This window comes from Nocardioides hankookensis, assembly GCF_042658885.1.
Classification (GTDB): domain Bacteria; phylum Actinomycetota; class Actinomycetes; order Propionibacteriales; family Nocardioidaceae; genus Nocardioides; species Nocardioides hankookensis.
On sequence record NZ_JBHSRJ010000001.1, the window covers coordinates 346,251 to 358,948 of the forward strand.

Here is a 12,698-nt window from a genome sequence, read left to right on the forward strand (position 1 = left end):
CGGCGGATGAGCCGGGACCGGTACGACTACGTCATCGTCGGCGGCGGCTCGGCCGGCTGCGCGCTCGCCAACCGGCTCTCCGCCGACCCCGGTACGACGGTCCTCGTGCTCGAGGCCGGCCGGTCGGACTTCAAGGTCGACCCGTTCATCCACATGCCCGCCGCGCTGCCCTTCCCGATCGGCAACCGGCTCTACGACTGGAAGTACGAGACCGACCCGGAGCCACATCTCAACAACCGCAGGGTGTTCCACGCCCGCGGCAAGGTGCTGGGCGGCTCCAGCTCGATCAACGGGATGATCTTCCAGCGCGGCAACCCGCTCGACTACGAGCGCTGGGGCGCCGAGCCGGGGATGAAGGAGTGGGACTACCTCCACTGCCTGCCGTACTTCAAGAGGATGGAGACGTGCCTGGCAGGGGCCGACGACTGGCGCGGCGGCGACGGCCCGCTGGTGCTGGAGCGCGGGCCGGCGGACAACCCGCTCTTCTCCGCATTCTTCGACGCGACCGTCGAGGCCGGCTACCCGCGCACCGACGACGTCAACGGCTACCGCCAGGAGGGCTTCGCGCGCTTCGACCGCAACCTGCACCGCGGCCGCCGCCTCTCCGCCGCCCGCGCCTACCTGCACCCGGTGCGGCACCGCAAGAACCTCACCGTCGAGACGCTCGCGATGGCCACCCAGGTGCGCTTCGAGGGCAAGCGGGCCGTGGGCGTGGACTACCTGCGCGGCGGCCGGCTGAAGCGTACGGCGTACGCCGGCGAGGTGATCCTCTGCGGGGGCGCGATCAACACCCCGCAGCTGCTCCAGCTCTCCGGCGTCGGCGACGAGGCGCTGCTCAAGGAGCAGGGCGTCCCGGTCGTGCACCACCTGCCCGGCGTCGGCGAGAACCTCCAGGACCACCTCGAGGTCTACATCCAGTACGCGTCGAAGCAACCGGTGTCGATCGCGCCAGGACTCAAGTGGCGCAGGCGTCCGGGCATCGGCTACCAGTGGCTCGTCCACCGCCGCGGCCTCGGCGCGACCAACCACTTCGAGGGCGGCGGCTTCTGCCGGAGCAACGAGGACGTCGACTACCCCAACCTGATGTTCCACTTCCTCCCGGTCGCGATCCGGTACGACGGCTCCGCGCCGACCGAGGGGCACGGCTACCAGGTGCACATCGGCCCGATGTACGCCGACACCCGGGGCCACGTGCGGATCCGGAGCCGGGACCCGAAGGTGCACCCGTCGCTGCTCTTCAACTACCTCTCGACCGAGAACGACAAGCGCGAGTGGGTCGAGGCGATCCGGGTCGCGCGCGACATCCTCAACCAGCCCGCGTTCGCGCCGTACAACGACGGCGAGCTCTCGCCCGGCCGCGAGGTCGAGACCGACGAGCAGATCCTCGACTGGGTGCGCGCGGACGCCGAGACCGCGCTGCACCCGTCGTGCACGGCCAAGATGGGCATCGACGAGATGGCCGTCGTCGACCCTGCCACGATGCGCGTGCACGGGGTCGAGGGACTGCGCGTCGTCGACGCCTCGGTCTTCCCGTTCGTCACCAACGGCAACATCTACGCCCCCGTGATGATGGTCGCCGAGAAGGCCGCCGACCTGATCGCCGGCAACACGCCGCTCCCGCCCGCCGACGTGCCGTACTACCGCTACCGCGACGGCATGCCGCTCTACCCGCCCGGCGACAGCCGCAACCAGGAGGACCCCTCATGAGCGACTCTGCACTCTCGGTCCGCAACCTCTGGAAGATCTTCGGTCGCGGCGCGGACAACATCATCGGTACGCCGGACGCCGACCTCTCCCGCGCCGAGCTCAAGGAGAAGACCGGCTGCGTCGTCGGTGTCAAGGACGTGTCGTTCGAGGTCGCGCCCGGTGAGGTCTTCGTGGTCATGGGTCTCTCCGGCTCCGGCAAGTCGACGCTGGTGCGCTGCCTGACCCGGCTGATCGAGCCGACCGCCGGCGAGGTCGTCATCGACGGCCACGACATCGTGAAGGCGAGCGAGGCCGAGCTGCGCGACCTGCGGCGTACCCACACCTCGATGGTCTTCCAGCACTTCGGCCTGCTGCCACACCGCCAGGTGATCGACAACGTCGCCTACGGGCTCGAGATCCGTGGTGTGAAGAAGAAGGAACGGCGGGCGAAGGCCGAGGAGATCGTCTCGCTGGTCGGGCTCTCCGGCTACGAGTTCTCCTACCCCGACCAGCTCTCCGGTGGCATGCAGCAACGGGTCGGGCTGGCCCGCGCGCTGGCCAACGACCCGTCGCTGCTGCTCTTCGACGAGCCCTTCTCCGCCCTCGACCCGCTGATCCGCCGCGACATGCAGAACGAGGTGATCCGGCTCCACCACGAGCTGGGCAAGACGATGGTCTTCATCACCCACGACCTCCAGGAGGCGCTCAAGCTCGGCGACCGGATCCTGATCATGCGCGACGGGGAGCTGGTGCAGATCGGTACGCCGGACGAGGTGGTCGGCGCCCCCGCCGACGACTACGTCAAGGACTTCACCTCCGAGGTGCCGAAGTCGCACGTGCTCACCCTCAAGTGGGTGATGCGCGAGCCCGACGGGACGGTGGACGGCCCCGTCCTCCAGGCGGACCAGATCGTCCGGGACGCCGCGCGGGTCGTGCTCGACCACCAGGGACCGTGCCGGGTGGTCGACGGTGACCGCCTCGTCGGCGTCGTCGACGACGAGGACATCCTCCGGGTCGTCGTCGCCGAGGAGTCGATGGCATGACCACCGCCAGCACCGCCGACGTCGCCCGGATCAACCAGGAGAACCGGGTCGTCGCGATGGTGCGTGCGCGGCCGCGGCTCTGGGCCCTGCTGGCCGTGGTCGTCGGCTGGATCGTGATCTGGTCCGTCACCGAGGGCATGCACACGCTGGAGATCAGCACCTCCACGCGTACCGACGTGCACCGCTGGCTCCAGGACCTGAGCGACTCCGTCGCCGACGCCTTCTCGTCGGACTCCAACGTGATCGCCCGTGCGCTGAGCGGGTTCGCCGATGCGATGGACTCGGTCTTCACCTGGCTGCAGCACCTCTTCACGGTGGCGCCGTTCCCGCGGCCCTACCCACAGATCGGGTGGTTGGGCACGGTCGCGATAGCGGCGCTGGTCACTTTCGCCATCGCAGGGTGGCGGCTGGTCCTCCTGGTGGTGCCGTCGTTCTTCCTGTTCGGCTTCCTGGGCTACTGGACCGACTCCGTCGACACGCTGCTGATCACGCTCTTCTCGGTCCTCATCGCGTGCGTCGTCGGGATCCCGCTGGGTGTGTGGATGGCGCACAGCAAGGTCGTCTCCGCGATCGTCACGCCGGTCCTCGACGTCATGCAGACGATGCCGTCGTTCGTCTACCTCCTGCCCTTCAGCATCCTCTTCGGCATCGGCCCGGCGGCGGCGATCATGGTCACGCTCGTCTACGCCACGCCGCCGGTGATCCGGATCTCGGCGCACGGCCTGCGCACCGTCAGCACCGGGGTCCTCGAGGCCACCGACTCGCTCGGCCAGGGGCGCCTGCAGCGGCTCGTCAAGGTCGAGCTGCCGCTCGCGAAGCGAACCATCATCGTGGGCGTCAACCAGACGATCATGGCCGCACTGGCGATGGCGACGATCGCGGCGTACATCAACGGCCCCGGGCTCGGACAGCCGGTGATCGACGGGCTGAAGCGCGGTCAGTTCGGCACCTCCTTCGTCGCGGGTCTCTGCATCGTGATCGCGGCGGTGATGCTCGACCGCACGACGACCGCGTCCAGCCTCCGCGCCGAGCAGGCGCGACGGGCGGGTGATCGCGGTCGGCGGCTGCGCCGGATCGTGCTGGCGGCCGGGACTGTGGGAACCCTGATCGCCGTCTACCTCTCGCACGTCCAGGTCTGGGCCAACGAGTTCCCGGCGAACCCCGACCTCGGGACGCCGCTGCGCAACGCGGTCGACGACTTCGGTGACTGGCTGCGCACGAACCTCTCGAGCTTCACCTCGTCGATCCAGAACAACTTCACCGAGTGGTTCCTCAACCCGGTGCAGAGCCTGGTCGCGGAGTCGCCGTGGTTTGTCACCGGCGTCGCGATCCTGCTGATCGCCGTCATCGTCGGCGGCCTGCGCGCACTGGCCGCGACGGCCGTGTGCCTGGCTGGCATCTCCCTGCTCGACCTCTGGTACAACGCGATGGTCACGCTGACGTCGGTCCTGGTGGCGACGGCGATCGTCGTGGTGATCGCGGTCGTGCTCGGCGTCGCCATGGGACGCAGCACCGGGGTCGACCGGGCGGTGCGTCCCTTCCTGGACGCCGGCCAGACGATCCCCCCGTTCGTGCCACTCATCCCGGTGCTGATCCTCTTCGGTCCCAACCGGTTCACGGCGATCATCGCCGCGGTCATCTATGCGGTCCCGATCGCCACCAAGCTGGTCGCCGACGGCATCCGCGGGGTCTCGCCCGAGACATTGGAGGCGTCGCGGTCCACTGGTGCCAGCCGCTGGCAGGAGATCACCAAGGTACAGCTGCCCATGGCCCGGGGCTCGCTGCTGCTCGCGACCAACCAGGGCCTTCTCTACGTGCTGTCGATGGTGGTCATCGGGGGCATGGTCGGCGCCGGCGGCCTCGGCTTCGACATCGTGAAGGGGTTCCGGCAGTCCGAGTACGTCGGCCGGGGCCTCGCGGCCGGCATCACGATCGTGCTGCTCGGGATCATGCTCGACCGGATCACGACGTACGGCGCAGCCCGCGCCGGCGGAACTCAAATCAGGGCAAGGACCTAGAGAGGTTGCAGATGAGAGTCAAGCGCAAACAAGCGGTGCTCGCGGCACTGGCTACGACGTCGGCACTCGCGCTCGGTGCGTGTGGTGGCGACTCCATCAAGGACGCCGACACCCCGGCCGGGGCCACCAAGGACTGCGGTGACCTCAACATGGCCGTCAACCCGTGGGTCGGCTTCGAGGCCGACGCGCACGTGGTCGGCTACGTCGCCCAGACGCAGCTCGGGTGCACGGTCAACTACAAGGACCTGGACGAGCAGGTCTCCTGGAAGGGCTTCGGCAGCGGGGACGTCGATGTCGTCATCGAGAACTGGGGTCACCCGGAGCTCGAGAAGAAGTACTTCGCCGGCGAGGGCGACGGCACCGCCGAGGACGCCGGCCTGACGGGCAACGACGGCGTGATCGGCTGGTACGTCCCGCCGTGGATGGCGGACAAGTACCCGGACATCACGGACTGGAAGAACCTCAACAAGTACGCCGACATGTTCAAGACGTCCGAGTCGGGCGACAAGGGCACGCTGTTCGACGGCGACCCCGGCTTCGTCACCAACGACGAGGCGCTGGTGAAGAACCTCAAGCTCGACTACAAGGTGGTGTACGCCGGCAGCGAGGACGCCCTCATCGAGGCATTCCGTACGGCCGAAGAGAACAAGAAGCCGATGATCGGCTACTTCTACGAGCCGCAGTGGTTCCTGGCCGAGGTGCCGCTGGTCAAGGTCAACCTGCCGAAGTACACCGACGGCTGCGACGCCGACCCGGAGAAGGTGGCCTGCGACTACCCGCCGTACCCCCTCAACAAGATCGTCTCGACCGAGTGGATGAAGTCCGGCAGCCTGGCCGTGGACCTGGTCAAGAACTTCAACTGGACCAACGACGACCAGAACCTCGTCGCCAAGTACATCGCCCAGGACCAGATGGACCCGGACGACGCGGCCAAGAAGTGGGTCGACGAGAACCAGGACAAGGTCGACGCCTGGCTGAATTGACGTCTGTCTGCCCTGGTCCGCGAGCAATCACCGTAGGTCTGCCCTGTCAGAGGAGTCCGCTGGCAGTTCCGGTCGAGCCAGAGATCGGAGATCGCGGCGAGCTCCTCTCGGCAGATGGTTGAGCCTCGCTTACCGGCGAGATCGATTCGTGGTCTGCTCGCAATATCCGACGAAATGGAGCGAAACAATGAGAATCTCGGCATTTCTTTGTTCGGCTGTCCTAGTCGCTGGCACGTTCAGTGCTGTCGTCCAGTCTCCCGCCGCGGCGACGAGTGACTCAGGGAGCTTGGACTGTAGTGGCGCGGGCCACATCGTGCCGCGTGTGTCATACCAGCCTGTGACCGGCCATAGCGTTGCGGTGAAAAAGGGTGGTCCTGCCAGTAGTCCCACATGGGGAAATTCGATTGCCGGTACCCCTACCGCGCCCGACGCAATTGCTGTTGACGCGTACTGGTCTCCGTATAGCGAGGGCAGATGGAGCGCCTACTCGAGGGGTCCCGCTATGACAGCGAGCGCGGCATGCTCCGGGCGCGCCGCGCCAAGTGGGAGCGCCGTCAAGACCGTCTCAATCGGAGACAAGTCGTGCAGCAGTGGAGCCGTCGCCGTCGACGCCGACGGTTTCGCAAACATCTGGATCTCGTGGAGAAAGACGGCGGGCGGGGCGACCCAGCGAGCCTTCTTCCCGAAGGATCCGTATGGATTTATCACCTTTAATCGGATCTACACGCGAGACGCAGCGGTCTTCGACGTCGTGATTCGCGCTTACAGCTCGAATGCGGAGCAGCCGATTCAGGGGTACACCGCACTCTGCACAGCAAAGGGGACGGGGGAGGTCTCCTAGTTGCATTCCCCGCTTCGAGCGTGCTCAGCCTCTTTCTGGGGCGCAAGCCTGAAAGTTTCAACAGACCCATGCAGGCGGGAAAGGTGCGGTCCGTGTTGACACGTGAGAGTCCGGTGGTCCTGGACAGTGTGTGGCCAGACTCGACATGAGGCGGACGGTGCGGGGCGTTGATGTTCAACCTCCGAGGCGGTCAGCACGCGGCGAACGCCGCCGAGAAGTGGGTCGACGAGAACCAGGACAAGGTGGACGCCTGGCTCGGGTAGCCGCGCGGGCCTGACTCGTCCCCGGCCGGGCTTGACCGTCCGGCCGGGGACGGGTGATCCTTGAGTTAGTTTCGTAATACGAATCGCGTTGCGGATTACGCAACATCGAAGACAGCAGTTCGGAGGGCCTCATGGCCAACGTCCCCGCCTCCGCGAAGGTCGTCGTGATCGGCGCCGGCATTGTCGGCAACAGCCTCGTCCACCACTTGGCCGAGCTCGGCTGGCGCGACATCGTGCAGCTCGACAAGGGGGCGCTGCCCAACCCCGGCGGCTCGACCGGCCACGCCTCCAACTTCATCTTCCCGGTGGACCACTCCCGGGAGATCACGGACCTGACGCTCGACTCGATGCGGCAGTACAAGGAGATGGGCGTCTTCACCGAGTCGGGTGGCTTCGAGCTCGCGCGCACCGAGGAACGCATGGAGGAGCTGCGCCGCCGGATGTCCAGCGCGAAGGCGTGGGGCATCGAGGCCGAGCTGGTGAGCCCGGCGTTCGTGAAGGAGAAGGTCCCCTTCATCGAGGAGGACCAGTTCATCGGCGCGTTCTGGACGCCGAGTGTGGGTGTCGTCGACTCGTTGCGCGCGGGCACGATCATGCGGGAGAAGGCGCTCGAGTCGGGCGCGCTCACCGTCGTACCCACCGTCGAGGTCGTCGGCCTCGACGTCGAGGACGGCCGGATCTGCCGGGTACGCACCGACGGCGGCGACATCGAGGCCGAGTACGTCGTCATCGCGTGCGGTGTCTGGAGCCCCAAGATCGGCGACATGGCCGGGATCTCGATCCCGCTCACGCCGGCCGTCCACCAGATGATCAGCGTCGGGCCCTGCCCCCAGCTCGCCGAGCGCGAGGGCGAGATCTCGTTCCCGATCATCCGCGACATGGACACGTTCTGCTACGAGCGCCAGCACGGCGCCGACATGGAGGTCGGCTCCTACGCGCACCGCGCGATCCTGCACGAGCCGGAGGACATCCCCTCGATCGAGCAGGCCAAGCTGTCGCCGACGGAGATGCCCTTCACCTCCGACGACTTCGACCCGCAGCTCGAGCAGGCCTACGAGCTGATGCCCGAGCTCCTCGGCGCCGAGGGCGCGGAGATGCGCTACGCCATCAACGGCCTGCTGTCGCTGACCTGCGACGGCAACCCGATCCTCGGCGAGAGCCTGGTCAAGGGCCTCTGGACGGCGGCCGCGGTGTGGATCAAGGAGGGCCCGGGCGTCGGCCGCGCGGTCGCCGAGTGGATGACCCACGGGCACAGCGAGATCGACGTGCACCACAGCGACATCGCGCGCTTCCACCCGCGCCAGATGCGCCGCGAGCACACCCGGCTGCGCACCACCGAGTCCTTCATCAAGACCTACGGCATCATCCACCCGGCCGAGCAGTACGAGTCCGACCGCGACCAGCGGCTCTCGCCGATGCACGCCTCCCAGCAGAAGCTCGGCGCGATGTTCTTCGAGACCGCGGGCTGGGAGCGGCCGCACTGGTATGAGTCCAACGCCGGTCTCCTCGAGGAGTACGGCGACGCGACGATGCCCCGCGAGCACGAGTGGGATGCGCGCTGGTGGAGCCCGATCATCAACGCCGAGCACCTCCAGATGCGTGAGGCGGCCGGCGTGATCGACCTGTCGGCGTTCCAGGTCTTCGACATCGAGGGACCTGGAGCGCTCGACACGGTGCAGCGCACCTGCGTCGCCCAGTGCGACGTCGCCGTCGGCAAGGTTGTCTACACGCCGGTGCTCGACGCGAAGGGGGGCTTCGTCTCCGACCTGACCGTGATGCGGCTCGGCGACGACCACTTCCGGGTGGTCACCGGCGGCGCGCACGGCCGCGCCGACCTGCAGTGGTTCGGCAACCAGCTGCCGGGCGACGGCACCACGATCACCGACCACACCGACGAGGTCTCGACGATCGGTCTCTGGGGCCCGAAGGCCCGCACCATCCTCGCGTCGCTCACCGACGACGACGTCTCCGATGAGGGCTTCGGCTTCCTGACCTGCCGCGAGATCACCGTGGGTGGCATTTCGGTGCTCGCCTCGCGCATCTCCTACGTCGGCGAGCTCGGCTGGGAGCTGTACGTCGCGATGGACGACGCCGCCGCGCTCTGGGAGACGCTCCTGGAGACGGGCGCCGACCACGGCGCCGTACCGGTCGGCATCGGCGTCTACGGCACCACCGGCCGGATCGAGAAGGGCTACCGCGCCTTCGGCTACGAGCTCGACTCCGAGCGCTCCATCGTCGAGGCGGGCATGCAGCGGCCGAAGGTGAAGGCCGCCGACTTCGTCGGCCGCGACGCCTACCTCGCCCAGCGGGAGGCTCCGGTCGAGTCCGTGCTCTGCACCCTGGTCGTCGACGACCACACCTCGGCGAGCGGCGTGAAGCGCTACATGCTCGGTGGCGAGCCGATCCTCACGCGGTCCGGAGAGCCGCTGACCGACGGGCACGGCCACCACCCCTACGTCACCACGGCAGGCTCGGCTCCGTCGCTCGGCAAGCACCTGCTGCTCGCCTACCTGCCGCCGGCCGAGGCCTCGATCGGCAACCAGCTCGCCGTCTCCTACATGGAGGAGCTCTACCCGGTCACCGTCGGCTCGGTCGACGCCACCGCGCTCCTCGACCCCGCCAACGAGCGCCTCCGATGAGCACGCTCGTCTGCATCAAGCGGGTCGTCGACTCCTCCAGCGAGGTCGTGCTCACCGAGGACGGCCAGGCCGTCGACGGTCGGTACGCCGGCTTCACGACCAGCGCCCACGAGGAGTGCGCCGTCGAGCTGGGCGTGCAGATCGGTGGTGAGACCACCGTGATGACGCTCGGGGACGCCGACGCGGTCGAGCAGCTGCGCGCCGCGCTGGCGGTCGGCTGCACGGCGGCGGTGCACGTCGTCGCCGACCCGCAGACGTTCGGCCCGGCCGACGTGGCGCGGGAGGTCGCGGCGGTCGTCCGCGACGGAGGGCAGGACCTGGTGCTGCTCGGCAACGACGCCGCCGACAGCGGGGACTTCCAGGTCGGCATCCGGCTCGCCTACGAGCTGGGCTGGCCGGTCGTCAACGGGGTCACCAACGTGTCCGTCGCCGAGGGGGTCGTCACCGCGAGCGGCGCGGGTCCCGACGGCCACGAGACCTACCGGGTGCCGCTGCCCGCCGTCGTCACGGTCCTCGAGGGTGGCGTCGAGCCGCGCTACCCGACTGTGCCCGGCCGGATGAAGGCCAAGAAGGTCGCCATCGACGAGCGCCAGCCGACCGCCGAGCCGGCCGGCCCGGGACGGGTCCGGCTGATGCTGCCGCCCCCGACGCCGTCCGACGTGCAGATCCTCGGCAAGGGTGCCGACGCCGCGCCCGCGGTCGTCGACCTGCTCGAGCAGCTGGGGGTGCTGGCCCGATGATCGTGGTGCTGGTCGAGACGACGCCGTCGGGGGAGGCGGTCGAGGTCTCCCGCGAGGCGATCACGTTCGCCCGCGCGCTCGCCGAGGCGGGCGGCGGCGTGCCGGTCGACGCGGTGGTCGTCGGCGAGCCGTCGGCCGACCTGGTCGCCACGCTCGCGTCGTACGGCGTCCGCACGGTGCACGCGCTGACCGGCGAGGCCTTCGCGTCGTACGCCGGAGCCGCGTGGGCGTCCGGCATCCAGGGCGTCCGCGGGGGCTCGGTCGTGGTGATGGCGGCCGGCACACCCCGGGGCAACGAGGTGATGGCCCACGTCGCGGCGCGCGAGGGCGTCGCGATGGCCGCCAACGTGCTGTCGTTCAGCGGCCTGGCGCCGTTCGTCGTCACCCGCCAGGTGGTCGGCGGGGCGGCCCTGGAGGAGATGCGGCTGGGCGACCGGCCGGCGGTCTTCACCGTGGCCGGGCACGCCGTCGAGGCGGTGCCCGCGGCGACGCCCGGGGCCGCCGAGGTGCAGGTCCACACACCCGAGGTCGCGGCGGCCGACCTGGTCGCGCGCGTGGTCTCGAGCGAGGAGCCCGAGCCCGACCTGTCCGGCACGCTCAAGTCGGCGAAGGTCGTCGTCGGCGCGGGACGCGGCGCCGGCAGCCCCGACGGCTTCGCCGACCTCCTCGAGCTGACCGAGCTGGTCGGCGGCTCGCTCGGCGTCTCCCGCGTCGTCACCTCGCTCGGCTGGCGGCCGCACCACGAGCAGGTCGGCCAGACCGGCTCCCGGATCTCGCCCGACCTCTACATCCCGTGCGGGATCAGCGGCGCCATCCAGCACTGGGCCGGCTGCTCGACCGCGAAGTACATCCTCGCGATCAACACCGACCCGGACGCCCCGATGGTCACCAAGGCGTCGTACGCCGTGATCGGAGATCTGCACGAGGTGGTCCCGGCGATCAACGCGGAGATCAAGCGCCGGCGGGGTTGATCCAGGGATACCCGGTTAACCGGGTAACCACGAACTTCTTGGTCTCTGCAAAGGCCGAGGAGTTGGCGAGGTGCCTCAGGAGCTCACCTCGGTCGTGTGAGCGTGGGCTCGTTCAGGGGCTGAGCCGTCGCACCGACGGCGGCACCGGCAGGCCGGTCGCCCACGGAGCGGGGACCGGATCCTCGAGCACGGTGCGCACGGGCACGAGTCCGCTCCACACGTCCGGGTCGGCGTCCGCCTCCTCCGGGGTGGCCGGCCAGTCGTCGGCGACCTTGAGCAGCCAGCCGTCCGGCCGGATCGGCAGGGAGAGCGCGAGGGTGGCGGCCAGCTCCTTGCGGCTCGGTGGGCGCACCTCCGCCGTACGCCCCGGCACCAGCACCTCCGAGAAGGCGTCCAGGGAGGCCGCGCGCTCCTCGTCGGACAGTGTCTCCAGCGGTCCGCGGACCGTCGCCGACCGGTAGTTGACCGACGACTCGAACGTCGTCGGCGCCACCACCAACGCGTCCAGCGCGAAGACGGTGAGCACCGCCGGAGCGCCGGCGGCGACCCGGCGCAGGGCGCCGGCCCCGGTCGAGCCGTGCAGCAGGATCCGGTCGCCGTCGCGCGCGTAGAGCATCGGTACGGCGAGCGGCCGGCCGTCGGCGACGCAGGAGAGGACGCCGACCCACTGGGAGTCGAGCAGGCCGTCGAGGGCGGCGCGCTCCGTGACGCCCTGCTCGGGGAATCGCTGGAGTCGGTCCATGACCCCCATCCCACCACTTCAAACCTCCCGGGCGGGTCGGTCCAGACAGGTCGCTGCGGCGGATTGGCGGGCTGGACCAGCGGGCACAACCCTCGACAGGCGGCGCCGGCTGCCGATCACCGAAGGGGACGGTCCACCGAGGGCCGAGGGAGAACGGGGAAGTCAGATGACCGACGACGAGCGCATGGGGACCCTGCTCAGCATGCAGAAGGACGAGACGACTCCGGCCTGGGAGCCGCGTGCGGTCACCCGGGCCCGCGGCCTGTCCGACCTGCTGGTGCGGCGCCCGGAGCTGGCGGGTGTCTACTCGCCGGCCGACGTCACGGCCGAGGCGGTCCGCTGGTCCGCGTGATCCTCGGATCACAGATGCAGTAACTTGATAAAGTCAGTAGACTTCTCGTGTGGAGGAGCCTGCCGACGTCGACCCCTGGTGGTCGGTCTTCACGGTCGTGTCCGTGACGACGCTCGGCGTGCTCCTGGTCATCGACCGGTACGTCGAGCTCCTCGCCGCAGGAGCGGCGTACACCGCCACCTGGATGATCGCCCGCGCCGACCGGCGCACGGGCGAGAAGGGGGAGTCGACATGACTGCTGCAGCACCGGAGACCGGCCCGACGACGGAGGCGCCGACGGTCCTCGCCGAGGTGCGTGCGTCGAGCCACGCTCGCGCGCTCGCCGACCTGTTCGGCAGGCGGCCCGACCTGGCGGGTGTCTACTCGCCGGCGGACCTCGCCACCGAGGCGGTTCGCTGGTCGGCCTGACCGGTTGGGCGT

The 12,698-nt window shown here is 69.2% G+C and carries 11 protein-coding genes; 10 read left to right on the forward strand and 1 reads right to left on the reverse strand.

The genetic code is table 11. The annotated features are described in order from the left end of the window. Window positions 1-6 precede the first annotated feature (6 nt). The 7 genes from betA (at window position 7) to ACFPYL_RS01610 (ending at window position 11,184) form a co-directional block, all read left to right on the forward strand. Complete coding sequence (gene betA / locus ACFPYL_RS01580; protein ID WP_379149654.1) at window positions 7-1,707, forward strand: choline dehydrogenase; 1,701 nt, start codon at window positions 7-9, stop codon at window positions 1,705-1,707. After that, window positions 1,704-2,729 carry a quaternary amine ABC transporter ATP-binding protein gene (locus ACFPYL_RS01585; RefSeq protein WP_379149656.1) on the forward strand — a complete coding sequence of 342 codons (1,026 nt, stop codon included), beginning with the start codon at window positions 1,704-1,706 and terminating at the stop codon, window positions 2,727-2,729. The genes betA and ACFPYL_RS01585 overlap by 4 nt, the downstream gene beginning before the upstream one ends. Next, window positions 2,726-4,747, forward strand: a complete 2,022-nt coding sequence (locus tag ACFPYL_RS01590; RefSeq protein WP_379149657.1) for an ABC transporter permease — start codon at window positions 2,726-2,728, stop codon at window positions 4,745-4,747. The genes ACFPYL_RS01585 and ACFPYL_RS01590 overlap by 4 nt, the downstream gene beginning before the upstream one ends. An 11-nt stretch (window positions 4,748-4,758) precedes the next feature. Then, window positions 4,759-5,730, forward strand: coding sequence for an ABC transporter substrate-binding protein (locus ACFPYL_RS01595; RefSeq protein ID WP_379149659.1), 972 nt, complete (start codon window positions 4,759-4,761; stop codon window positions 5,728-5,730). A gap of 1,235 nt (window positions 5,731-6,965) precedes the next feature. Beyond that, window positions 6,966-9,473 (forward strand): GcvT family protein, encoded by a 2,508-nt coding sequence (locus ACFPYL_RS01600; RefSeq protein WP_379149661.1) that lies wholly within the window; start codon window positions 6,966-6,968, stop codon window positions 9,471-9,473. After that, a complete protein-coding gene (locus tag ACFPYL_RS01605; RefSeq protein ID WP_379149663.1) occupies window positions 9,470-10,213 on the forward strand; it encodes an electron transfer flavoprotein subunit beta/FixA family protein in 744 nt (247 codons plus the stop codon). The genes ACFPYL_RS01600 and ACFPYL_RS01605 overlap by 4 nt, the downstream gene beginning before the upstream one ends. Continuing rightward, window positions 10,210-11,184: an electron transfer flavoprotein subunit alpha/FixB family protein gene (locus ACFPYL_RS01610; protein WP_379149665.1), complete on the forward strand. Its 975-nt coding sequence runs from the start codon at window positions 10,210-10,212 to the stop codon at window positions 11,182-11,184. The genes ACFPYL_RS01605 and ACFPYL_RS01610 overlap by 4 nt, the downstream gene beginning before the upstream one ends. A gap of 112 nt (window positions 11,185-11,296) precedes the next feature. On the opposite strand, the gene ACFPYL_RS01615 is transcribed toward ACFPYL_RS01610, so the two are convergent. Next, window positions 11,297-11,926 carry a pyridoxamine 5'-phosphate oxidase family protein gene (locus tag ACFPYL_RS01615; protein ID WP_379149667.1) on the reverse strand — a complete coding sequence of 210 codons (630 nt, stop codon included), beginning with the start codon at window positions 11,924-11,926 and terminating at the stop codon, window positions 11,297-11,299. A 166-nt stretch (window positions 11,927-12,092) separates the two neighbouring features. Between ACFPYL_RS01615 and ACFPYL_RS01620 the strand changes: the two genes are divergently transcribed. From ACFPYL_RS01620 to ACFPYL_RS01630, 3 genes are read left to right on the forward strand one after another with little or no spacing between them, the layout of a single operon-like run. Next, window positions 12,093-12,278, forward strand: coding sequence for a hypothetical protein (locus ACFPYL_RS01620; protein ID WP_379149669.1), 186 nt, complete (start codon window positions 12,093-12,095; stop codon window positions 12,276-12,278). A 49-nt stretch (window positions 12,279-12,327) separates the two neighbouring features. Next, window positions 12,328-12,513, forward strand: a complete 186-nt coding sequence (locus ACFPYL_RS01625; RefSeq protein ID WP_379149671.1) for a hypothetical protein — start codon at window positions 12,328-12,330, stop codon at window positions 12,511-12,513. Further along, complete coding sequence (locus tag ACFPYL_RS01630) at window positions 12,510-12,686, forward strand: hypothetical protein (RefSeq protein ID WP_379149672.1); 177 nt, start codon at window positions 12,510-12,512, stop codon at window positions 12,684-12,686. Before ACFPYL_RS01625 ends, ACFPYL_RS01630 begins: the two co-directional genes overlap by 4 nt. Window positions 12,687-12,698: the final 12 nt, after the last annotated feature.